The organism is Chryseobacterium tongliaonense (assembly GCF_041224435.1).
In the GTDB taxonomy this organism is placed as follows: Bacteria; Bacteroidota; Bacteroidia; order Flavobacteriales; family Weeksellaceae; genus Chryseobacterium; species Chryseobacterium tongliaoense.
Map to the genome: position 1 here is coordinate 231,749 of NZ_JBGFFD010000001.1, position 23,904 is coordinate 255,652.

A 23,904-nucleotide genomic window follows, 5' to 3' on the forward strand; every position below is an offset into this window, starting at 1 on the left:
TGAAAGCCGCTTAAAGAGCGGTTTTTTTATGGTGAAATCACTATAGAAAAATGGTGTTTTTACTTACTGATAGTCTGAATATTAGCTTCAATTTTGGTATTGCAAGGATAAGCTGAAAACCTTAAAGAGTAGGCAAAACTAATTTTATACCATCATGAAAGCATTATTAAGAGCCATTATCGTTATCATCATTATTATTGGTGGGGTAATTATCATTATTGTAGGCAAAAAACCATTTCCGGAACCGGAATGTATTGTATGTGGATTTAACCTGATAAGAATACTGGGAATCGCTGAAGTTGTCCTGGGTCTGGGCGCTCTGGTCATTCAGGGGAATCTTATCGAGAAGCAAAGAAATCTCTGAAATAAAAAAGACCGGCAGAAAATTGATCTGCCGGTCTTTTTTATTTTTAATCGTTTAATTTTAAAACTGCCATGAATGCTGACTGCGGTACTTCTACCCTTCCAATCTGCTTCATTTTTTTCTTTCCTTCTTTCTGCTTTTCCAAAAGTTTTCTTTTTCTGGAAATATCTCCACCATAACATTTTGCAGTAACGTCTTTTCTTAATGCTTTGATCGTTTCTCTTGCAATAACTTTAGTACCCAATGCTGCCTGAACAGCAATATCAAACTGCTGTCTCGGGATCAGCTCACGGAGCTTTTCACACATTTTTTTACCAATGTGATACGCATTACTATCGTGAATTAATGATGAAAGAGCATCCACCATATCCCCGTTGATGAGAATATCCATTTTTACAAGCTTTGAAGCCCTGAATCCTGTCGGATGATAGTCAAATGAAGCATATCCTTTGGAAATGGATTTTAACCGGTCATAGAAATCAAAAACAACTTCTGCCAAAGGCATGTTAAAAACCAGTTCAACTCTTTCGGATGTTAAATAACTTTGATTTACAATTTCACCACGTTTTTCAATACACAGAGTCATTACAGCGCCCACGAAGTCGGACTTTGTAATGATGGAAGCTTTAATGAATGGTTCTTCCACTCTGTCCATTGTTGACGGATCCATCATTTCAGACGGGTTGTTGATCAAAATCGGAACTTCGGGTTCTTTTTTGGTATATCCGAAATAAGAAACGTTCGGTACCGTGGTGATCACGTTCATATTAAACTCCCTGTCAAGACGTTCCTGAACGATCTCCATATGAAGCATTCCCAGGAATCCGCATCGGAAACCGAAACCTAAAGCTGCCGAGCTTTCAGGTTCAAAAACCAGGGAAGCATCATTCAGCCTTAATTTCTCCAGAGAGAATCTTAATTCTTCAAAATCTTCAGAATCAATAGGATAAATACCCGCGAAAACCATTGGCTTTACTTCTTCAAATCCTTCAATCGGACCCGATGCCGGCTTCTCAAATGAGGTAATGGTATCTCCTACTTTTACTTCACGTGCATCTTTAATCCCGGAAACCAGATATCCTACATCTCCGCATTCAACGGTTTTCTTCGGAACCTGTTTCAGCTTTAAAGTACCTACTTCATCTGCTCCGTATTCTTTTCCTGTGGCGAAGAACTTAATCTTTTCATTTTTGGAAATACTTCCGTTCACCACTTTAAAATAAGCTTCAATTCCTCTGAAAGGATTATAAACCGAGTCAAAGATCAAAGCCTGGAGCGGTGCATTCGGATCTCCTACCGGTGCAGGAATTCTTTCAACAATCTGCTCTAATAAATGGTGAACACCCTCACCCGTTTTCCCGGAAACCCTTAATACATCTTCATATTCACAACCAATCAGATTCATGATCTCATCGGTTACTTCCTCAGGGTTTGCAGACGGCAGGTCTATTTTATTAAGAATCGGAATGATCGTTAAATCATTTTCCAATGCCAGATATAAATTACTAATAGTTTGTGCCTGAATACTTTGTGCAGCATCAACAATAAGAAGAGCTCCTTCACAGGCTGCGATTGACCTGGAAACCTCGTAAGAGAAATCTACGTGTCCCGGTGTATCAATCAGGTTTAAAATATATTTTTCCCCTTTGTATTCATAATCCATCTGGATCGCGTGAGACTTGATGGTAATCCCGCGTTCTTTTTCCAGATCCATATCATCCAGCGTCTGAGACTGAAGTTCTCTTTGGGTAACCGTATTGGTATACTCCAGGAGACGATCCGCCAAAGTACTTTTACCGTGGTCGATATGAGCGATTATGCAAAAATTTCGTATGTTTTTCATTTAAGAACCTTGTAATTTGCAAAGATAAAAAAAAGCAAGACAATTCCTCTCTCTTAATTTTATCCCTGTGAAATTAATTTTAATTCAGCCTTTTCAATACACTTTTAAAATTAAACGACTCTCACAAAAAAGATTTGTAAGAGTCGTCCAACATTAAAAAAATAAACTATTATGGGTTGTCTTTAGGCCTTGCCATCCCGTTTTTGTCATGAGGTTTTCTTTCACTCATTTTATCTCTCATCATTCCTTCTGACTGAAAAAGTTTTAAAACCTTCTGGCAAGGAATCACCTGCTGCATTTTATCAGCATATCTTTTTCTATTATCCAGTAATTTTTGTCCTACTTCAAAGCTTTGTTGAAGTTTTGCTTTTGCTTCATCATCCGATAATGTCTCAGGATTGAAGTTTGAATTAAACTGGCTCTTTATCTGCTTCTGGCTTTCAATATATTCATTGTAAAGAGCTGTAAATTCAGCTTTATCACCCGGATCAATATTCAGGTTATCCATTATCATATTATTCCTGAACTTTGTAAGAAGGGCTTTTCTTTCTTCCGGAGAAAGATTATTTATTACCTCTTTTCTTTGTTTAGGATCCATTTTTTTCCAATCATAGTCCGTTTTTTGAGCATTCAACCCAAAACCATAAATAATAAGAAGTGTAAATAATATCTTTTTCATCTTTCTTTTAATTATATAAATCCAAATAAACATCCTGAGTAGAATTGTTTGCTAATTCTGCAATTTCAGAATTAGAAAAAGAGTCAAGATATTCTGTCATTTGAGCCTCAGTTTGTTTTGAAACAGTTTTAGCTGTTTGCGGTGCTTTTATATCTTCTGTTTCGTTTTGTTTAACCGCTGTATTATCTTTCTGATTAACAACCATTTGATTATTATTTTCAACAGAAGTTAAATCAGATTTCAAAGTTTCATAAGCTTTCTCGCTTTCAGTTTTCGGAGCCGGGTTATTCTGGGTATAAGTTCCCGTCGTAACCGGATTGTTTGCTGAATCATCAGAATTCAGCACAAAAGTAATTCCAAAAATCAAAGCTAATGAAGCAGCAACAGCATAAGCCCAATTGAGTTTAAAGATAGGGGCTTTTTTGTTTACTTTTACTTCATTCATTACTTTTTCCTGAATATTTTCAAACAAATTATCAGGTACTTTGTAAATGTTTTTACGTTCTAGTTTTTCAATATCGAACTCTTTCATCTGTTGTTTTTCAAAATTATCTCTCGTAATTTTCTTTTATATATTCTTCTATTTTCTGTTTGGCATAATGATAATTTGTTTTCAGAGTCCCTACTGACATATTAACAATTTTTGATATTTCTTCATAGGGCAGATCATCATAATACCGCATCATAAAAACCAGCTTCTGCTTTTCAGGCAGGCTTTGTATTGCGTTTTGTAATAATAATTGTATTTCATCTGCATCACCTTCCACATTGTCTGCTACAAGATTCTGCATATAGTATTCCGGATCTTCATCAGTTTTCTGCATTTTTTTTAGTTTATTGATCTGCTGTAATGCTTCGTTGGTAGCAATCCTGTACAGCCATGTGTACAATTGGCTATCATTTTTGAACTGGTGAAAATTCTGATATGCTTTAATAAATGTCTCCTGCAACGTATCCTGAGCAAGATCTCCATCTACAATGATTCTTCTTATATGCCAATACAATCTACTTTGATAAGCATCCATCAACGCACGAACTCCCTTTTCCTGAGTTCGTGGGTTTTGCATCAACGCAATAATCTCCGCGTCCTTAATCTTCATAAGATGCTTTCATTGTTTTGGATTACAAAAATAGTTGAAAGTTAAATTACTTATTCAATTTTTAGTCCAAATATTAAAAAATAAAGTAACTATAGACTATTTTACATTTATCATTTTTTTATTAACGCAAAGCTTTAAAATCCAATTGCTCTATTTTAAGAAAGGCAAAGAAAAGCAGCAAAGCTCCTATAAAGCATTCTTTTTTAAATCTATAAAATAGATTTAAAAACTTTGCTCATCTTAGATTAGGTCCGACTCATAATTTTCTTTGCGATGTAAAACTGATTATTGAAAGAAACCAGAAATAATAAGACATAACTACAGTGTAGGCATTAAGAACAAACTTCCGCTTTCAGTTTCCGGCTTCATCGTAAAATCTTATCTTTGTTATATGCAAGTTGTAATAATCGGTTCCGGAAATGTTGCCTTTCATATGGCAAAAGCTTTTGTTCTGAACGGCATTCCTTTAGTCCAGATCTTTGGAAGAAATTCTGAAGAATTAAAGAAAATAGCTGAAGAGCTGAATGTTCCTTACTCAACGGAACATCTGGCAGAAGCAGATGTATATTTTATCTGTGTGAGTGACAATTCTGTAGAAGATGTTTCTAAAATCATCACAAAAAAAGACGGTCTGGTTGCTCATACTTCAGGCTCGCTTCCCAAAGAAATTCTGGCAGGGGAGTACAGAAAATCAAGCTTTTATCCTTTACAGACTTTTTCAAAATCAAAAGCTTTGGATTATAAAAAGATTCCTTTTTTCATCGAAACTGAAAATGAAACCGATAAGGAATTGCTTTTTGAGCTGGCTAACAAGATTTCGGAAAACGTAATGGAAAGCAGTTATGAAAAGAGAAAATACATTCATCTTACGGCCGTTTTTGCCTGTAATTTTGTAAATCATCTTTTTTCTAAGGCTAAAGAAATCTCAGACTCCCAGGAGATCCCATTCGATTATTTTTTGCCGTTAATTGATGAAACTGTTCAGAAAATCCATGAGATTGAACCCAAACTGGCACAAACCGGGCCTGCCGTGAGAAATGATGTCAGGGTTCTGCAGCTTCATGAGCAGTTATTAAAAGATGAAAGTCTTGAAATTTATAAAACAATGAATCATTCTATTAAAAAAATGTATGAGCTATAAAGAGAAATTAAAAGATATAAAAGCATTTGTATTTGATGTAGACGGGGTTTTCACTGATGGAAGCGTATATCTGATGCCCGGCGGAAATATGTCCCGGGTAATGAATGTTCTGGATGGATATGCTGTTGTTAAAGCTTTAAAAAGCAAATATTTAATCGGAGTGATTACCGGCGGAAATGATGAAATGGTAAAACACAGGATCAATTATCTGGGAATTCAGGATTATTATCCGAAATCCCACAATAAAATGGCAGATTATGAAGATTTTAAAAAGAAATATAATCTTAAAAACAATGAGATTTTAACGATGGGTGATGATCTTCCGGATTTACACATCATGGAAAACTCAGCCATTGCAACCTGTCCTGAAAATGCAGTTCCGGAAATAAAGGGAATTGCCGACTACATTTCTCCAAAGCAGGGTGGAAGCGGAGCAGTGCGTGATGTGATTGAGCAGGTGATGAAAGTTCAGGGAAACTGGTACGATGATAATACCCAATCTGTATAATTCATTCGTATGAAATTATTATTGGCATCACAATCTCCAAGAAGAAAAGAATTGCTTTCCGGTTTGAGATTCGATTTTGAAGTTGTAAAAACAGACTGTGAAGAAATCCTTCCTGAAGAGGTCAAAACAGAAGAGGCAGCAGCTTATTTGTCTAAATTAAAAGCAGATACATTCAGAAAACTTGTTGATGACGAAGTTTTACTGACCGCTGATACCGTTGTTGTATTTGATCATAAAATTCTTGGAAAACCGAAAGACGAAGCTGATGCAAAAAGTATGCTGCAGCTGTTGTCAGGAGGAACTCATCAGGTTTACACCGGAATTACTATAAAAACAACAGATAAAAGCTTTACGGAAACCGATGTTGCAGAGGTAGAGTTTGATGAACTCTCAGATGAAGAAATAGCTTATTATATTCAGAATTTTAAACCTTTCGATAAAGCCGGGAGCTATGGTATCCAGGAATGGATCGGGATGGCCAAAATCAGAAAAATGACGGGCAGCTTTTATACGATTATGGGACTTCCTACTCATTTGGTTTACAAAATTTTGAGCGAAATATAAATATTTTCAATATAAAATTTTATTATTTTTACAAAATCATCAAACTACTTGATAATAAAAAGTAGATTAGCGAGTTATATTGAATAATGAAAAAGAATATTTTTTTCCTTTTAGCAGCATGTTTTGTTGTTTCCTGTGCCACCAAGACCAAGAGGCCGGAGCAGCGATCAAAGTTTATGAAAGGATTTAACACCTATTATAATACCCTCTTTAATGCAAAAGACGCATTAAACAGTGAGTTTACGAGTAGGGATAAAGCCCATAAAGACAATTTTTATGCGCCTTATATTCCTATTCTTACGTATGAAGATCAGCCTTTGGGAAGCGATCTCGGACAATCTACCGCATTTGCAGAAAATTCTATGAAAATGGCAGATGTAGGCAGATCTTCATCTCCTCTTTCTGATAAAGCCAACGGAGGTAAACCGAATATGCCGCCCGGAATCCCTGGAAATCCCGGTAATTCTTTCGGTAAGGCTGCTGATGATCAGACACCCGAAACAAAAGGAGCTACCACACTGGAAATTGCTGAAGCCAAAGCTTTGAAAGCAATCAATAAATATTCTGTCATCAGAAACGGTGAAGAAAAGAATAAGCAAATCTTTGATGCCTATATGATTCTTGTACAGGCAAGAATTTACCAGAATAAATCTTTGGGTGCCCTTGATGCCTTAAATTATGTTTTCACCCACATGAAGGATGATAAAAGGATTCCTTTGGCAAGGATTTACCAGGCCGTAGCTTACAGTCAGCGTAAGGATTATCATAAAGCTCAGGAAGTTTTCAGTAAGCTTAAAGGGGAAAAGATGAATAAGGATTATGAAAAACTTTTAAGCATCTATAATTCCGAAACCCTTCTGGATGCCGGAAAAAAAGAGGAGTCTGTAAAAGAGCTTGACCGTGCATTTGAATTAAATGGTAACAGAAAGCTTAAAAGCAGAATCGCATTTTTAAGAGGTCAGATTTTAGAAGAATTAGGACAAAATGAAAAGGCAAGAGAAAGCTTTTTAGCAGCCTATAAATATGCAAATGATTTTGAATTTGAAGTTAAATCCCAGATAGAAATCGCCAAAACCTTCAACGGAAAAGGGGATTATAACGGGGCTAAGGATTATCTTGAAAAAATCAGTAATAAAGGGACTTATACTTCGAGAAAGAATGAATTTTACTATGCTTTAGGTTTAATGGCCAATAAAGCCGGTAAAAAAGATGAGGCCCAACAGTTTTTCAGAAAATCCCTGACAGAAAAGGTTTCCGATCCACAGGTTCGCGGCCTTGCTTTTTATGAAATAGGGAAGAGCTATCTGGATAAGAATGATTATATCGGTGCGGGAACCTATTATGATTCTGCTCTTGCCGTGATGACTTATGAACCTTCTAAAATTCTTTTACAGGATCAGTCTGCCAATATCAAGAAGATTTCAAAAAACTATTATTTAATCAAGAAAAATGACAGTATTCTTGCTTTGGCAAAAATGGATAATGCACAAAGAACCGATTATTTTGCCAAGCATATTGCGAAATTAAAAGCAAAAGAAGAGAAGGAAGAACTGGAAAGAAAACGCGAAGAGAGAAACAAAGGTTTTGATACCGGTGATTACAGCTCCACATCACTTTTTGCCAACAGCTCCAATTCTTTTGAAGATTTCGGAACTACACCGAAAGGCTTTTATTTCAGCAATACAGGAACAGTGAGCAAAGGAACTTCATCGTTTAAGCAGACCTGGGGTGAAAGGGCTTTAAGTGATAACTGGCGTTATTCAAAGAAAATGACTTCTATCGAAGACATGAAGAATGAAGCGTTGGGAGTAACTTCAGCACCTAATCCAAGACGTTTTGAGCCGGCTTATTATATTGAACAGATTCCGACGGACGCCGGTAAATTAGGCCAGCTGAAAAAAGACAGGGATACTGCTTCTCTCGGCTTAGGAATCATGTATCAGAATTATTTCACCAATACTCCGTTGGCTACAAAAACATTGTATGATCTTGTTGATGTAAAGCCTGAAGAGAAAGTAATGCTACAGGCACTGTATGAGATTTTTGCAATGAATTATGAGAAAAATCCACAGTCTGCAGACAGGGCAAAACAGATCTTACTGACAGATTATCCTTATACTTCTTATGCAGAATTTGCAAGAAACCCTAAGAACAATTCTTTTGTAAAATCTTCCGCAGATGTTGAAAACGATTATAAAACCGCTTATGCCTTATTTGAATCGGAGAAATTTGAAGAGAGTAAAGGCGTTATAGATCAGGCCATCCAGAAATATCCCAAAGATGCCCTTGTTCCTAAATTATATCTGCTTAATGCTTTTAATGCAGGAAAATCGAGTGGAAAAGAGGTTATGATCTTACAGCTGGAACAGATTGCTTTAAATTATTCCAAAACTCCGGAAGGTTTAAAGGCTAAAGAAATGCTGAATTATCTGAAAAGTGACCTGGCTTTCCAGGCAACGGATAATAAAGGAAATGTCGTTCCTCAAAATCCCGGGAAGCCTGTACAGACCGTACAACAAACGGCGCAGCAAAATAATACCATGCCTGCAAACCCGAATAATCCTGTTCCGAATCAAAACAACGGACAGCAGATGATGAATAATAAACAGAAAAAAACGGCACCGCCAAATCCTAATTCGGTTCCGGTAAAGCCTCAATAAAATAAAAGCGAAGATTAATCTTCGCTTTTATTTTTCTTTACTCCGTGGAAATCTTTCAGGTAAAAAGGTTCGAAATAAGCAATATCCTCAAACTCTTTATTTTCTATTTTCTCTATCGTTCTTTTGATTAAATATCGAGCAGAAGGGTAGATGTCTTCATTAAAGTCAGCATCTGGAAGCTGCAGGACCTCTTTTGCTTTTTTAGCTCCGTCACCTACAAAAATGATTTTTTTATCTCTAAACTCTTCAAAAGAATTTTCATCTAAACTCTTCGCTTCAGTCGCAGAGACTTCTTCCCCAGTTTCACCGTCATAAACGGCTATATAAACCTCCATTCTCCTTGCATCGACTAAAGGGATCACAAAATCATAATTCTGCTTTAAAAAAGGCTCTATCATCGTTTCCAGAGAATTTACCGAGATCAAAGGAATTTTCAATCCGTAACAGAAACCTTTTGCGGAAGCTGCGCCTATTCTTAATCCTGTATATGAACCCGGGCCTTTTCCCAGCGAAACCGCTTCAATATCTTTCATGGAAATTCCGGCTCCTTCCAAAGCCCATTCTACAAAAGTATGCAGGCTTTCAGACTGTTTATAGTTATCGGAAACCTCTTCACTGAGGCACAGAAGCTTTTCATTATCGGAAATAGCTACCGAACAGTTTTTGGAAGATGTTTCGAGGTATAAAATTTTCATTTTTTTATTTTAAACTAATTGGCAAAAATCGCATGAATATTTTGCAAATTTAATTCATTATTTCCAGACTACTTTCTGTAGATCGTTCTGGGCTCGCTCTGAGCACTTGGATAGATCGTCATATCTGAAACGGTAACATGTTTCGGAGCATTCACACAATAAGCGATCGCATCTGCAATATCTTCTGCCTTTAATGCCTCATAACCTGCATAAACCGTAGCTGCTCTTTCGTTATCTCCTTTGAATCTGACCAGTGAAAAGTCTGTTTCCACAGCTCCTGGCTGAATATTAGTCACTCTTACCCCAAATTCTGTCAGCTCAAGACGCATTCCCTCAGAAATAACATCTACTGCTTTTTTTGTGGCACAATACACAACCCCATTTATATAAGTTTGTCTTGCCGCTACAGAACTGATATTGATGATATGTCCGGAATTTCTCTCTTTCATTTCCGGAATAATCGTTTTAGACACATATAAAATCCCTTTTACATTCCCATCGATCATTGAGTCCCAGTCTTCTGTATTCCCGTCTGAAAGCGGTTCCAAACCATGTGCATTTCCGGCATTATTAATTAAAACATCGATATTTTTCCATTCATCAGGAAGAGAATAGATGGCGTTTTCAACCTCTCCGAGATTTCTTACATCAAATTTCAGGGTAAATATCTCTGCAAAGGCAGACCATTCTGTTTTTAATGATTCTAAAACTTCGGTTCTCCTTCCGCAGATAATGATTCTGTTTCCCTGTTTCGCAAGAAGTTCTGCAGTAGCTTTTCCTATTCCGGATGTAGCTCCGGTTACTAATATTGTTTTCATACGTAAATGTGAAATTTCAATCAATACAACAATGTCTGGTAAACTGGTACACTGCTATATTGTTACATTAAATTAATTAGCATCAAATGCTTCAAAAGCATCGATAATATGTTCAATCGTTAAATTTCCTTTCGGGTCGGGAAGTACTGAGATAATATCAAATCTCACTTCGCTGTTTTTATTAAATTCTTCCAGATAATGATTGGCAGCAGAAACAATCAGTTTTATTTTACTTTTTGTAACGGCTTCCTGGGGAAGAATAAAAGCATCTGTAGAACGTGCTTTGACTTCGGTAATGATAATCAAATTGTCTTTTTCGGCAATAATATCAATTTCAGCTTTTTGAAAACGGAAATTCCTGATTAAAATTTTGTAGCCGTTTTTCTGTAAATATTCAGCCGCTGCATCTTCAGCTTTTTTCCCGAAATCGTTGTGAGTTGCCATTTATCAATTTCTGTTAAAACTTAATTTCAACTTTTTCTTTGACGTTCATCTTTACATTTCCGCCAATGATTAATGGCCTGTTGTCTTTAATATGTCCGTTTGGAAAACCAAAAACTACAGGGAATTTATATTTGGAAATTCTTTCAGAAATCAGTTGGTAGGCAAATTCATCAAAGCTTTCTTCATATTGCTTATTGTCTTTTTCATCACCCATATTGGTCATTCCGCCGACAATCAAACCTTTTATCTTAGTGAAAACCCCGGCTAATTCCAGGCTCATAATCATCCGGTCCAAAGCATAAAAGTTTTCGCCGATATCTTCAATGAATAAAATTTTATCTTTAAAATCAAATGAATATTTCGTTCCCAGAAGGGCATAGATAAGAGCTAAATTTCCCCCTATCAATTCTCCTTCAATATTCCCTTTTTGGTTTAGCTGATGAGATTGCAGACTGTATTTCGAGCTTTTTCCTCTAAGGATGTCAAAAATAAGTTCATAGCTTTCTTCCGTCACTCCAAAACTTGAAGTTTTAATGGTCTGCCCATGAATGGAAACAAAGCCTTTTTTCAATAAATAGCTTTGAATAACGGTATTATCCGAATATCCGATATACCATTTCGGTTTTTGTATAAAGTTTTTAAGTTTCAGGTGCTGAACCAGATGCTGACATCCGTATCCGCCTCTGGAAGCCCAGACTGCAGAGATATCCGGATCATTCAAAGCCCAGTTGATATCCTTTATTCTTTGCTCTTCAGTTCCCGCATAATTATATCCGTTTGAAAATTTAGTATAAAGATGTTCTCCCAAAGCAGGTTCAAAACCTTTACTTTTAATCATCGCTATTCCTTTTTCAAGCTGTGATGTTTCTACAGCGCCTGCGGGTGAAATAACGGCAATTTTATCCCCTTTTTTAAGAGGTTGCGGAAATATATTTTTTTTCATTTGTTTTTTTGAAATTTTACTTCGGTCTTTTCGGCTTCTTCTAAACGCTTGTCAAACTGATTGAATTTTTTAAAGCTCTGTAAAAAGATAAAGAAGCTGAAAATGATAAGAATTCCACCAACGATCCTCCTGATCTTATTGGCTAATTTTTGTGTTAATTTATCGTGAAATTGTTTCGCCAGAAATATTTTTGCAAGATCAATGCACAGGTAAGTTCCGATCACCAGACCAATGTACAGTATGAAATTACCGGTATCCGGATATTGATTTCTCACTGAAATCACGGTAACCAGCCAGAAAAGAATAACTCCGACATTCAGAAGATTAAAGAAAAACCCGTTGATGAAAGTTTTGAAGTAATTTTGATTAATAATTCTTTCTTCACCCGGCATATGCATTTTGGTTTTTGTCACCATCATCACAATTCCGTATACAAAAATAAGAATGGAAGTGATCCTGTAAAATCCCGGATGCTTATCTATGAGATTAACTAAATCTGCACTGGCATAATACGCTGCGATAATGCATAACAAATCTGCTGTAATCACTCCTACATCTAAGGCCAGAGCATGTCTGGGACCTCTTGAAAAGCTGGTTTCTATTAACAGGAAAAATATCGGGCCGATAAAAACTAGACTCAACATGAATCCTAATATAACAGCAGAAAGTACAAGTTCAAACATTTAAAATTTGTTTCTCTTCCAAATTTAAAAATTATATTTCTATTAGCATATAAAATCCTTCTCTTTTAGACTTTAAACAGCAAATTTGAAAACGCTGTAAAAATAAAAAGACCGCAATAATTGCAGTCTTATAATTTAATTTCCTGTTCTTTATTCAACAATCTTGAAATCCAATTGTTTCTGGATTAAATTGGCTTTCACCACTTTTATTCTCACCTGATCTCCCAATTGATATCTTTTTCCTGTTCTTGAGCCGTACACTGCGTGAGTGGCTTTGTCATAAACATAAGAATCATCTACCAGGTCTCTTAACTTGATTAAGCCTTCTGCACCGTTCTCAGGAATTTCTACCCAGAAACCGAATTCTGCAACTCCGGAAATTACCCCGTTGAAAGATTCTCCAAGGTGTTTCTCCATGAATTTCACCTGCATAAATTTGATAGAATCCCTTTCTGCATCGGCAGCCAGCCTTTCCATGGAACTGCAGTGTTTTGCCTTTTCTTCAATTTCCTCTCTGTTCGGAGATTTTCCGCCATCAAGATAATGCTGTAATAAACGGTGTGCGATCAAATCCGGGTAACGGCGGATAGGAGAGGTGAAGTGAGAATAATATTCAAACCCCAATCCGTAATGCCCGATCGGATCTGTAGAATAAACCGCTTTGCTCATACTTCTCATCGCAAGCGTTTCAATCATATTTTCTTCGCCTTTTCCTTTTACATCGTGAAGCAAACGGTTTAAAGATTCCGCGACTTTTTTGGTATTGGCAAGATCCATTTTATATCCGAATGTAGAAACAAAATCTCTCAATGCTTCCAGTTTTGCCGGATCCGGATCATCGTGAACCCTGTAAATGAAAGTATTATTACTGATTTCTCCTCTTCTTGACAATGAAACAAATTCAGAAACTTTTCTGTTGGCTAAAAGCATAAATTCTTCGATCAAATGGTTGGAATCTTTGCTTATTTTAAAGTAAACACCAACCGGTTCATTGTTTTCATCCAGGTTAAACCTTACTTCACTTCTGTCAAAAGTGATTGCCCCTTTTCTGATACGTTCTGCACGCATGATCTTTGCCAATCTGTCGAGAACTAAAATCTCTTCTGCATAGTCACCTTCTTTCGTTTCGATTCTTTCCTGTGCTTCTTCATAGGTAAATCTCCTGTCTGAGTGGATTACCGTTCTTCCGAACCATTGTTTCTGAACTTCGGCGTTATCATTCAGTTCAAAAACTGCAGAGAAAGTATATTTATCTTCATTAGGGCGAAGGGAGCACACATCATTACTCAAAACTTCCGGTAACATCGGTACCACCCGGTCTACAAGGTATACGGAAGTAGCTCTGTCATAGGCTTCATCATCCAAAAGAGTTCCCGGAATTACATAATGGGAAACATCTGCAATATGAACACCGATTTCCCAATTACCGTTTTCCAGTTTTCTGATAGACAATGCATCATCAAAGTCTTTTGCATCTTTCGGGTCAATGGTGAAAGTCGTGATCTCACGCATATCCCAACGTTTTGCCACTTCTTCGTCTGTGATTCTTCTGTCAATTTTATCGGCATCTTTCTCAACTTCTTCCGGAAACTGATAAGGCAGGCCATATTCGGCAAGGATAGAGTGGATCTCGGTTTCATGCTCTCCCGGAGCTCCTAAAACCTTGATGATTTCACCTTCAGGATTTTTATCTCCTGGTTTCCATTCCGTCATTTTGACGATCACTTTATTTCCATCTTCAGCTCCGTTGAATTTCCCTCTCGGAATAAAGATATCCGTATTGATCGTTTTTTTATCGCAAACCACGAATCCGAAATCTTTGTGAGCCACTACCTGGAAGGTTCCTACAAATTCTGTTCTTCCTCTTTCTAAAACTTCAAGGACCGAGCCTTCCAGCTTCTTACCTTTATAATGATAAGTAATAATTAAAACTTTATCACCCTGTAAGGCATCTTTCACATTTTTGGAATGGATGAAAACATCATCTTCCAGTCCTTCAACATTCACGTATGCATTGCCCGACTGATTGAAATCGATAATCCCGGTTAAAGTTCCGGCAATCTTAAGGTTTACTATATATTTTCCTTTTTCTGTTTCTTTAATTTTTTCAGCAGCCTGAAGTTTATGTAAAGCCTGAATTACAAGCTCTCTCTGTCTTGGGTTTTTATAATCTATTCCGTCTGCGATCTGTTTATAATTATAGATCTTCGACGAATTTTCATTCATAAACCTCAGGATCAATCTTCCGATCTCCATGAGTCTATGGTCATTTTTCTGACTTATATATTTTCTTTTTTTCATTTTTTAAGTTATTGTTTAATGCAACTACATCAATTTTCCTTCCGAACTTTTAATAACGGTAGTTTTAGTTCTGTATAAATTTAATACAAATATGGAGAAGAGGGGAGAAAAACCTTTTATTAAATATGGTTTAATATTTTTTACAGGTTTAAATGGGAATAATAGACTGGTAAATTCTATTGACACTGCAAAGATACGAAATAAAAATAAATAAGGCTTGCAAATTGACTTGCAAGCCTTTATATTTTAGCAGAATGCGATTTTATCAACTCTGTTCTGATGTCTTCCGCCTTCAAAATCAGTTGAAAGAAATTTGTCAACGATTTCAAGAGCCAGCTCTTTTGAAATGAATCTTGCCGGCATCGAAATCATATTGGCATCATTATGTTGTCTTGCCAATGATGCGATCTCAGGCATCCAGCAAAGTGCACAACGAATTTTCTGATGTTTGTTGGCCGTGATCTGAACACCGTTACCACTTCCGCATATAAGAATTCCCAATTCGTTTTCTCCATTCTCTACAGAAGTTGCCGCAGGATGTACAAAGTCAGGATAATCCACACTGTCTGTGGAAAACGTTCCAAAATCCTGAACTTCAAATTGTTCCGAAAGATGTTTTTTAACAATCTCTTTATATTCGAAACCTGCATGGTCAGCTGCAAGAGCAATTTTTCTTTTCATAATTGTAGTATTAAACTTTTTAGATTTTATTTCACTACAAATTTAAGTATTAAAATATGAATTGTTAGTTTTTCACTGGTTAATTGTTAAAAGCATTGTGAATAACTGTGGAAAACTTTCGTAAACTCTGTGTTTTTTAATTCAAAATAAAATACTAATGAAAGTCATCACCAAAAATTTTTCACAAAACTTTCAAAATCTTTTTTGGGAGTAATCTCTGGTTTTTCCATAAAGACGAAATTAATAAAAGGGTTGTTTAAAAGTTATCAATATTTGTTAATAAGTACTCGAAAAATCAGATTCTCAAGAAATTATATTGTTAATTAATTATGAATTTAAAACAAATTTAATGTTATCAAGTTTTTTAGAGAAAGTTATCCCCTAAACTCACATCACTCAACAACAACTATCATTCTTTTTTTATAAAAGAGAAAAATATTGTTGATAGGTGGGTAAGGGGTTTGTGGGAATTTTTTTGAAAACTTTTGCGGTATTTGATCTTTTGCAAAAGTTTAAAATCTTACATTTGTGAAACGAAAATTCAAAGATATTTATGAAAACAATCAATGATTTCAATTTTAAAGATAAGAAGGCCCTGGTAAGAGTAGATTTTAATGTTCCGCAGGATGATCAGCTTAAAGTTACAGATAATACGAGAATTATGGCAGTAAAACCAACTGTTGATAAAATTCTTAAAGACGGAGGGTCTGTAATTTTAATGACTCACTTGGGAAGGCCAAAAGGAGAAGTAAAAGATGAGTTTTCTCTTAAGCATATTTTAAATGAAGTTTCTGATGTTCTTGGACAGGAAGTTAAATTTGTTGAAGAATCGGTCGGAGAGAAGGCTGTAAATGCTGCTTCAGAACTTAAGCCCGGCGAAATCTTATTATTGGAGAATCTACGTTTTCATAATGAAGAGGAAAAAGGAGATGAAGGATTTGCAAAACAGTTGTCTGAATTGGCTGATGCTTATGTAAATGATGCATTTGGAACAGCTCACCGAGCACATGCTTCTACGGCTGTCATTGCTCAATATTTTCCATCAACTAAATTTTTCGGTTTACTATTGGCTAAGGAGCTTCAGGCTATTGATAAAGTTTTGAAAAGCGGAGAAAAGCCTGTTACAGCGATACTTGGAGGGTCTAAAGTTTCAACTAAAATTACCATTATAGAAAATATCTTACCAGCTGTTGACAATTTAATTATTGGTGGCGGCATGGCTTTTACTTTTATTAAAGCTTTGGGAGGAAAGATTGGAAATTCATTGGTCGAAGAAGATAAGCTGCCTTTAGCTCTTGAGATTTTAGGAAAAGCGAAACAGCATAATGTAAAAGTATATCTTCCTTCAGATGTCATTATTGCTGAAGAGTTTAATAATGATGCAGACCGGAAGGAAGTAGATATTTATGCTATTCCTGAAGGATGGATGGGATTGGATGCAGGACAGAAATCAAGAGACCAGTTTAATGATGTTCTTTTAAATTCAAGAACTATTCTATGGAACGGGCCAATCGGAGTTTTTGAAATGTCAAACTTTGCTGCAGGTACTGTTGCGTTGGGAGATAGTATTTCAGAAGCTACAAGACTAGGCGCTTTCTCTTTAGTCGGCGGAGGTGACAGTGTTGCTTTTGTTAAGCAATTCGGTTACAGTGATAAAGTAAGCTATGTTTCTACTGGTGGTGGTGCGATGCTTGAAAGTCTGGAAGGCTTGGAACTTCCGGGAGTTGCTGCTATTAACAATTGATATATAATAATTAGATATAATAAAAAACCAGTTCAAACAGAACTGGTTTTTGTTTTATTTAATGATACTTATTGAACATAAGCTACATACGCTTCTTTAACTACACCTCCCAAGTATTGATTTTTTGCAAAGAGAGTATAATCTATCCAGAAATATCCGTTATCAGCCCATGAAGTACCCCAAGAATTTTGGATTTTGAAAGCTTGCTTTGCATCATCATATCCTACAACACATATAGCGTGCCCACCAAGAACTTTTCCTGAACGTTTTTTTAATATCCAGCCAGTATTTTTAAGATTTTTAAATTCCTCATCCACTGTAATACCAATAACTATTGGAAGATTGGCACTTAAAAGATTCTTTATATTTGTGATATTGGAGTTGCTTACCGTTGCCCAGCTTACTAGTTTATGAGTACTTGCTGCAGTCTTTTGTGAAGTAGTAGGCTGTGTACTACACTCGGTATCATTGTAAGGCATTTCCACCATGCTGCATACTCCCTGATTTTTAATTAAATTTAATCCATTTGAAGTATAAGAACCACCATCACATGACCCTAGTTTGATCTGGTTGTATACATATTCAGGGCTTCTGGCTTGTGTAACTCCTCTAAAATTTGCTTCGAGAATACTGGTTGCAGCATATGCTGTTGCCCATGCTACACAGGATCCCTCATTTCCCTGATCACCGATAGAAGGTTGTCCTGTTACAAAGAAGCTTGATGGCAATACCTTCGAGTTATTTCCCTTATACTTTGCTACTAAAGCGTCAACATCTGCTTCTTGAAATGACTTGTAAGTTGCTTCATCCACAAATTTTGCACCCATAGCGTGAATTTGCTGTTCTTGTGGTACAGAAGTTAGTTCTTCATCGGATTTATCACAAGATGTGATGGCTAAAAATGTTATAGAAGCCAAAATAATTTTTAAATTTTTCATAAATGTTTTTTTAATTAACATTGTTAAAAATATAAATTATTCATAAATATTTAATATTTATTTCATATAAAATATCATAATGGTAATTATTTAACATATTTTATTGATTTTGTTTATTTATTATTTAATTTTTAAGTATTTTTTTAATTATTATTTCTAATACGCAAAATTTTTTTTTTTGAAAACTTCATTATACTTTTTTTATTAAGATAAAATTGAATAATTAAAAAATCCAGAGAAACTTCTCTGGATTTTTATTTATTACTCAAAATAGCTGAAAATTGACCTTCAGAAATAGCTTAAAAATCGATTTTCTATTTTTTTTCGATAATGTATATCAAACTCGAAAATTCATTAGAAAAAAGGGCTTTTGCGTTAGAAATCGTTCCATGAAGGACTGCTTTTAGCCAAAAAAGAGGTGATTTTTTATATTTTTCGCTTAACATGGAGATATAATAGGAGTCGAGGACCAGAGGTTTTATTTTTCTCATTTTCCAGTTTGGCTTCTTTGAAATTAAATTTTCCATACCGTTTTTGGAAAAATGATAAATGTGTCTGGGTACATCGTAAGCTGCCCAATATTCTTTATAATGTTTTGCATCATATGAAGTAGGGTTGGGAACTGCGATAATCAGTAACCCTTTTTCTTTTAATTTATCATGAAATATATTGAGCATTTCATCCTGGTTTTCGATGTGTTCAAAAACATGCCATAAGGTAATTGTATCTAAGCTTTCATTTTCAATGTTGCTGAGGTTATCAATAATGCTTGCTTTTGAAATCTTAGTTTGGGCTACTTTTCTGGCATCAGAATCCGGTTCAAATCCAAAAGTTTCGAAATCATTCTCAATATATTTTACAAATTCTCCAGCACCACAGCCATAATCCAGCACTTTTGATCCTTTTTTTATTCTGTCGATAAGGATAGTTTTTTTATACTGAAGATTGAAAGATTGTAGAAATTTATAAAGCTTTTCTTTAATACTTCCTGAATCCTGATGATGTGAAATGTAATCTTCACTTTCATAATATTTAGAAATATTGGATGGAATAGGGGAGGTTTTAAAAACTCCTTTTATTTCTGTTTCCTTGATTTCAAATATTTCCTGAGATAGAAAATGATCTTTAATTTTCATTTAACAATTTCTTTTAAATTAAAAATTAAGATATTCAGAATTCTAAAAAGAGCTCATAAATACCTTAATTTTTGCTTTTATTTTATAGATGTTTCACGTGAAACATGTTTTAATTAACGTCCTAAATAGACCAGTAAAACATTTATATCGGCTGGTGAAACACCACTTATTCTGCCGGCCTGAGCAATTGTTTTTGGTTTTACATTAGTCATTTTTTGCTTGGCTTCAGCAGAAAGACTTGATAATTTTGTATAATCAAAGTCTTCAGGGATTTTAATGTTCTCCAAACGATTCAGCTTGGCTACATTTTCCTTTTCTTTTTCAATATAACCTTTATATTTGATGTTTACTTCAGCCTGCTCTCTTATTTCTTCATCATAAGTGGAAGTTACTTCTTTTATGGCTTCAATATGATCCAGTTTTTCTAATGTAATATTAGGCCTGGTGAGGAATTGGGCCGCTTTATAGGCCTGATCTACAGGGTTACTTTCAGCAGATTCAAGGATAGGATTAATGATACCAGGCTTTAAAGAAGTTTCTCGTAGGAAGGTTTCAAGTTCCTGACTTTTAGCTACTTTATCATTTACTCTTCTTAATCTGTCTTCTTTTGCAAGGCCAAGCTGATAAGCCTTTTCAGTTAATCTAATGTCAGCGTTATCCTGTCTTAAAAGCAATCTGTATTCAGCACGGGATGTAAACATTCTGTAAGGTTCTTCTGTTCCTTTTGTGATTAAATCATCAATTAGAACCCCGATATAAGCCTCATCTCTGTTAAGAATGAACTCTTCCTTATCATGAACCTTATTATGGGCATTTATGCCTGCTATTAAGCCCTGTCCTGCTGCTTCTTCATATCCTGTGGTACCGTTGATCTGACCTGCAAAATACAGGTTATCGATCAGTTTTGTTTCTAAGGTATGCTTTAATTGGGTAGGGGGGAAGTAATCATATTCAATAGCATAGCCTGGACGGAATACTTTTACATTCTCAAATCCTGGAATATGCTTCATCGCTTTGATCTGAACATCTTCGGGAAGTGAAGAACTGAAACCGTTTACGTAGATCTCTACAGTTTTCCAACCTTCAGGTTCTACAAATAACTGATGTCTCGTTCTTTCTGCAAAACGATTGATTTTATCTTCAATACTTGGGCAGTATCTTGGTCCTAAACTTTGAATTGTCCCATTAAACATAGGGCTTCTGTCAAAACCTTCACGTAAAATATCATGTACGGTTTCATTGGTGTACACAATATGGCAGCTTAGTTGTTTGGTTAATTTAGGAGTATCTAAATAGCTGAATTTTTGAGGTTTTTCATCACCTTTCTGTTCTTCCATTTTAGAATAATCCAGACTTCTTCCGTCTACTCTCGGTGGAGTACCAGTTTTCATTCTTCCTGCTTCAAAACCTAAAGAAACCAATTGCTCAGTGATTCCAAACGCTCTTGGTTCACCCATCCTTCCGCCGCCTAATTGTTTATCTCCTACGTGAATCAATCCGTTAAGAAATGTCCCGTTGGTAAGCACAACTGATTTTGCTTTTATCTGTATTCCTAATGAAGTTACAACGCCTGTTACTTTATTGTTTTCTACAATAAGCTGTTTTACCATATCCTGAAAAAAATCAAGATTCGGAGTGTTTTCCAATGCTAAACGCCATTCTTCAGCAAAAAGCATTCTATCGTTCTGTGTTCTGGGAGACCACATAGCAGGACCTTTTGAGAGGTTCAGCATTTTAAACTGAATAGCAGATTTATCTGCTACAATTCCTGAATAGCCTCCCATTGCATCGATCTCTCTTACGATCTGTCCTTTTGCAATGCCTCCCATTGCCGGGTTGCAGCTCATTTGTCCGATGGTCTGCATATTCATTGTAACGAGCAGGGTTTTTGAACCCAGATTGGCTGCTGCTGCTGCTGCTTCACAACCTGCGTGGCCGGCACCTACTACGATTACATCATATATTTCTGAAATCATTTTATATTGCTTGTTTTAAGCCTTAAATTTTAATCTTTGCTATTAATGTTTCACGTGAAACATTAATTTAAAATAGGGTTTAAAAGTGCCTATATAAGGCAATATTCAGCTTTTAATTATTGTATTTTGCTAAATAAAAATCTTCTTTTCCCCGCATTCCTTTTTCTTCTTCTTCAGTTTTATCTTTATATCCGCAAAGATGAAGGATTCCGTGAGCTAAAACTCTTCTCAGTTCTTCTTCATAGTTTTTGGATAGGGTAGAAGCGTTATCCGAAATGCGCTGCAAAGATACGAAAATCTCTCCGCTTATTGTTTTGCCTTTTACATAATCGAAAGTAATGATGTCTGTATAGTAATCATGCTGCAAATAATCCTGATTGATTTTTAAAAGGTATTCATCATCACAAAATATATAGCTGATTTCACCCAGTTTTTTTTCTTCTGAAAGAATGATGTCTTCCAGCCATTTTTGATAATCTGTATTTACCGATTCCGGTAAATTTTCGTAAAAGAATTGTATCATTGTTTTAAAACCAGTGTCCTAAAATAACACTGAATATGCCTTTTTGATTGTTTTTAAGTGAGTGGCTGAAATTAAATCTGATCTGTCCGAAGGGAGATTTATAACCAGCTGTGATTCCTAAGGAACTGTAATTTAGTTTTACTGCATCTTCAAAAGTTACATCATCCGAAAGATTTGCGAAGGAGAAATTTCCACTCACAAAATAATTTTTATTGAATTTGAACTGAAGGTCATTTGAAACTAATACTACATTATTGGTATTGAGCTGTGCAAAATAGAACCCTGCAAAGTTTTTGAAATTAACAATATTCTGTTCAAAGATTCCTCCCAATCTGTATTGATAAAACGGAGGAAGGTTTTCACCAATGGTAACTCCGCCATACAGATTAAGACGGTAAGAGAACTGTTTTGTAAGAGGAATATTAATTCTGATATCAGCTTTTATCTGTACCAGTCTTTTTTCAACCTCGGATTTTAATAAATCGATTACCTTCCCTTCCGCGGAAATATATATTCCTTTTGTAGGAAAATCCCGGTCATTCTGTGTATCGCTTTTAATAAAAATATAAGGATTCAAAAAGCGGTTGGATCTGTAGTTTGTATTATTGATTTCGGCTTGAAAATAATCGTAGCTTATACCACCGCCTACTGCAAACTTATCTTTCCATACAGATTGGATGTAAGCTTCGTTTCTAAACCACTCCCATTTATCGGTAATGTAATTATTAACGTCCTTCACATCAAAGCTCATTCCTGAAGAATAAATTCCAAAACCGGGAATGTACCCGTTATCTATAAAATAGTTTAAATAGTACCGCGGTTTGTCTCCTACAATTACATCCAGAGAAAGACTGGAATTTTTAAAGAGAAGACGTTTTGCAGAATAATTTAATAATAAACCTGTTTTAAAAATTTCATCATAATGTAACCCGAATTTTAAAAAATGTCGGGTATTATCTTCGGTAACATACAGCTTGAGATAATTGGCGTCATTCTCAGTTACGATATCATAATTGATGAATTTGTAATTATTGGTGGCAACAAGCTTATCAATTTTTTTATTAATACTGCCGTAGGTTTGCAAAGAGGGGAGACGTAACCCCATTTTTCCTAATACATAGTTTTTACCGTAAATTTTGCTTCCAACCAGTTCAATGCTGTCTATCTTATATACATTGGAATAAATAGGGTTTATCTGCTGCCTGAGGCGGTCAAATGGCCGTTTGGGAAGCTGATCTAAAACGGCTGTATACTTTAAGCCTTCAGCATAGCCGCTATCCAGTATTTTTTTCTTTTCATCATAGCTCGTGGCAGTCATACCTTTCAGATCGGGTTTGATATTAATGTCGGTATATTTGTACTGTCGTCTTGTATCTTTCTTGATACCGAAATCAATGACCTGATTTAAAATCGTTATAATGTTGTTTAAATCTTCTCTTTTTGAAAGATCCTGATTAAGGTCCACACCGATGACGATATCGATTCCTTTGTCTTTTAACGGCTTCGAGGGATAGTTTACCGACATTGCCCCGTCAATATAAATACTGTCACCTATTTTCACAGGATCCATTAATGAAGGAAAGGCAGAACTCGCCATAATAGACTGTACAAGGTCTCCTTTTTCAAAAATCTGCATATTCCCGCTTTCCAGGTTGGTTGCTACACACATAAACGGAATAGGGAGCTTTGAGAAGTCATTAATATTGGAAACGTTTTTAAATAGCTCTTTAAGCAGATACACGTTCTTCTGTCCTGTGCTGATAGATGAAGGAAGGGTAATTTTTCCGTTTTTTAAGGGAATGGATAATAAATATTTATCGACCGATTTATTGAAAAAAGTACTTTCCTGTCTGGATTTGGGATCCATAATTAAAGAATAGAAGTCTGTATCCATTACAATTTTTTCTATTTCCTTTCCGGAATATCCTGAGGCATAGAGACCACCTACAATGGCTCCCATGCTGGTTCCGGCAATATAATCCACTTTAATACCCAATGAATCCAGCACTTTAAGTACTCCGACGTGAGAAAAACCTTTAGCTCCTCCTCCGGCAAGCGAAAGTCCTATCTTAGGATTTTTAGGAATTACCAGATCCTTTTTTACCTGTGCATTGGCCAAAAGGAATTGAAATACAAATAAAAGAGCAAGGAGTTTTCTCATAG

At 35.6% G+C, this 23,904-nt stretch carries 22 protein-coding genes; 6 read left to right on the forward strand and 16 right to left on the reverse strand.

All coding sequences use genetic code 11. The features are described 5' to 3' along the window. Nucleotides 1–154: 154 nt before the first annotated feature. Nucleotides 155–364: a hypothetical protein gene (locus AB8P06_RS01115; RefSeq protein WP_369836727.1), complete on the forward strand. Its 210-nt coding sequence runs from the start codon at nucleotides 155–157 to the stop codon at nucleotides 362–364. Between the two features lie 46 nt (nucleotides 365–410). Here AB8P06_RS01115 and lepA read toward each other — a convergent pair whose 3' ends face one another. The 4 genes from lepA to AB8P06_RS01135 form a co-directional block, all read right to left on the reverse strand. Beyond that, nucleotides 411–2,207, reverse strand: coding sequence for a translation elongation factor 4 (lepA, locus tag AB8P06_RS01120; RefSeq protein ID WP_369836729.1), 1,797 nt, complete (start codon nucleotides 2,205–2,207; stop codon nucleotides 411–413). Between the two features lie 169 nt (nucleotides 2,208–2,376). After that, entirely contained in the window at nucleotides 2,377–2,886 is a 510-nt protein-coding gene (locus AB8P06_RS01125; protein ID WP_369836732.1) for a hypothetical protein, read from the reverse strand. A gap of 7 nt (nucleotides 2,887–2,893) precedes the next feature. Further along, the gene (locus AB8P06_RS01130) at nucleotides 2,894–3,418 is read right to left on the reverse strand and encodes a hypothetical protein (RefSeq protein WP_369836734.1); all 525 of its coding nucleotides are present in this window, start codon (nucleotides 3,416–3,418) and stop codon (nucleotides 2,894–2,896) included. A gap of 16 nt (nucleotides 3,419–3,434) precedes the next feature. Beyond that, on the reverse strand, nucleotides 3,435–3,986 hold the full coding sequence (locus AB8P06_RS01135) for an RNA polymerase sigma factor (protein ID WP_369836737.1): 552 nt from the start codon (nucleotides 3,984–3,986) through the stop codon (nucleotides 3,435–3,437). A 391-nt stretch (nucleotides 3,987–4,377) separates the two neighbouring features. Here AB8P06_RS01135 and AB8P06_RS01140 point away from each other — a divergent pair, with 391 nt between their 5' ends. The 4 genes from AB8P06_RS01140 (at nucleotide 4,378) to porW (ending at nucleotide 8,859) form a co-directional block, all read left to right on the forward strand. Beyond that, the gene (locus tag AB8P06_RS01140; protein ID WP_369836739.1) at nucleotides 4,378–5,127 is read left to right on the forward strand and encodes a Rossmann-like and DUF2520 domain-containing protein; all 750 of its coding nucleotides are present in this window, start codon (nucleotides 4,378–4,380) and stop codon (nucleotides 5,125–5,127) included. After that, nucleotides 5,117–5,635, forward strand: a complete 519-nt coding sequence (locus AB8P06_RS01145; protein ID WP_369836742.1) for a KdsC family phosphatase — start codon at nucleotides 5,117–5,119, stop codon at nucleotides 5,633–5,635. The genes AB8P06_RS01140 and AB8P06_RS01145 overlap by 11 nt, the downstream gene beginning before the upstream one ends. A gap of 9 nt (nucleotides 5,636–5,644) precedes the next feature. Then, complete coding sequence (locus AB8P06_RS01150; RefSeq protein ID WP_369836744.1) at nucleotides 5,645–6,199, forward strand: Maf family nucleotide pyrophosphatase; 555 nt, start codon at nucleotides 5,645–5,647, stop codon at nucleotides 6,197–6,199. A gap of 86 nt (nucleotides 6,200–6,285) precedes the next feature. Then, the gene (gene porW / locus AB8P06_RS01155) at nucleotides 6,286–8,859 is read left to right on the forward strand and encodes a type IX secretion system periplasmic lipoprotein PorW/SprE (protein WP_369836747.1); all 2,574 of its coding nucleotides are present in this window, start codon (nucleotides 6,286–6,288) and stop codon (nucleotides 8,857–8,859) included. Between the two features lie 14 nt (nucleotides 8,860–8,873). Here porW and tsaB read toward each other — a convergent pair whose 3' ends face one another. The 7 genes from tsaB to rpiB all read right to left on the reverse strand — a co-directional run bounded on the left by tsaB (nucleotide 8,874) and on the right by rpiB (nucleotide 15,424). Continuing rightward, a complete protein-coding gene (tsaB, locus tag AB8P06_RS01160) occupies nucleotides 8,874–9,554 on the reverse strand; it encodes a tRNA (adenosine(37)-N6)-threonylcarbamoyltransferase complex dimerization subunit type 1 TsaB (RefSeq protein ID WP_369836750.1) in 681 nt (226 codons plus the stop codon). A 68-nt stretch (nucleotides 9,555–9,622) separates the two neighbouring features. Beyond that, on the reverse strand, nucleotides 9,623–10,372 hold the full coding sequence (locus tag AB8P06_RS01165; RefSeq protein ID WP_369836753.1) for an SDR family NAD(P)-dependent oxidoreductase: 750 nt from the start codon (nucleotides 10,370–10,372) through the stop codon (nucleotides 9,623–9,625). A gap of 72 nt (nucleotides 10,373–10,444) precedes the next feature. Then, the gene (locus AB8P06_RS01170; RefSeq protein WP_369836756.1) at nucleotides 10,445–10,816 is read right to left on the reverse strand and encodes a YraN family protein; all 372 of its coding nucleotides are present in this window, start codon (nucleotides 10,814–10,816) and stop codon (nucleotides 10,445–10,447) included. A gap of 13 nt (nucleotides 10,817–10,829) precedes the next feature. Then, complete coding sequence (locus AB8P06_RS01175; RefSeq protein WP_369836759.1) at nucleotides 10,830–11,759, reverse strand: S66 peptidase family protein; 930 nt, start codon at nucleotides 11,757–11,759, stop codon at nucleotides 10,830–10,832. Further along, nucleotides 11,756–12,442 carry a LysE family translocator gene (locus tag AB8P06_RS01180; RefSeq protein WP_369836762.1) on the reverse strand — a complete coding sequence of 229 codons (687 nt, stop codon included), beginning with the start codon at nucleotides 12,440–12,442 and terminating at the stop codon, nucleotides 11,756–11,758. Before AB8P06_RS01180 ends, AB8P06_RS01175 begins: the two co-directional genes overlap by 4 nt. 150 nt (nucleotides 12,443–12,592) lie before the next feature. Beyond that, nucleotides 12,593–14,743, reverse strand: coding sequence for a ribonuclease R (rnr, locus tag AB8P06_RS01185; protein ID WP_369836765.1), 2,151 nt, complete (start codon nucleotides 14,741–14,743; stop codon nucleotides 12,593–12,595). Nucleotides 14,744–14,989: 246 nt separating this feature from the next. Then, nucleotides 14,990–15,424: a ribose 5-phosphate isomerase B gene (gene rpiB / locus AB8P06_RS01190; protein WP_369836768.1), complete on the reverse strand. Its 435-nt coding sequence runs from the start codon at nucleotides 15,422–15,424 to the stop codon at nucleotides 14,990–14,992. A 553-nt stretch (nucleotides 15,425–15,977) separates the two neighbouring features. Here rpiB and AB8P06_RS01195 point away from each other — a divergent pair. Then, a complete protein-coding gene (locus AB8P06_RS01195) occupies nucleotides 15,978–17,168 on the forward strand; it encodes a phosphoglycerate kinase (protein WP_369836771.1) in 1,191 nt (396 codons plus the stop codon). 68 nt (nucleotides 17,169–17,236) lie between these two features. On the opposite strand, the gene AB8P06_RS01200 is transcribed toward AB8P06_RS01195, so the two are convergent. The 5 genes from AB8P06_RS01200 to AB8P06_RS01220 form a co-directional block, all read right to left on the reverse strand. Beyond that, complete coding sequence (locus tag AB8P06_RS01200; protein WP_369836774.1) at nucleotides 17,237–18,106, reverse strand: C1 family peptidase; 870 nt, start codon at nucleotides 18,104–18,106, stop codon at nucleotides 17,237–17,239. A 314-nt stretch (nucleotides 18,107–18,420) separates the two neighbouring features. After that, nucleotides 18,421–19,242 carry a class I SAM-dependent methyltransferase gene (locus AB8P06_RS01205; protein ID WP_369836777.1) on the reverse strand — a complete coding sequence of 274 codons (822 nt, stop codon included), beginning with the start codon at nucleotides 19,240–19,242 and terminating at the stop codon, nucleotides 18,421–18,423. Between the two features lie 113 nt (nucleotides 19,243–19,355). Continuing rightward, nucleotides 19,356–21,218: a tRNA uridine-5-carboxymethylaminomethyl(34) synthesis enzyme MnmG gene (gene mnmG / locus AB8P06_RS01210; protein ID WP_369836779.1), complete on the reverse strand. Its 1,863-nt coding sequence runs from the start codon at nucleotides 21,216–21,218 to the stop codon at nucleotides 19,356–19,358. Between the two features lie 112 nt (nucleotides 21,219–21,330). Further along, the gene (gene ybeY, locus AB8P06_RS01215) at nucleotides 21,331–21,741 is read right to left on the reverse strand and encodes an rRNA maturation RNase YbeY (RefSeq protein WP_369836782.1); all 411 of its coding nucleotides are present in this window, start codon (nucleotides 21,739–21,741) and stop codon (nucleotides 21,331–21,333) included. Between the two features lie 4 nt (nucleotides 21,742–21,745). Further along, nucleotides 21,746–23,902 (reverse strand): patatin-like phospholipase family protein, encoded by a 2,157-nt coding sequence (locus tag AB8P06_RS01220; protein ID WP_369836785.1) that lies wholly within the window; start codon nucleotides 23,900–23,902, stop codon nucleotides 21,746–21,748. Between the last annotated feature and the right edge of the window lie 2 nt (nucleotides 23,903–23,904).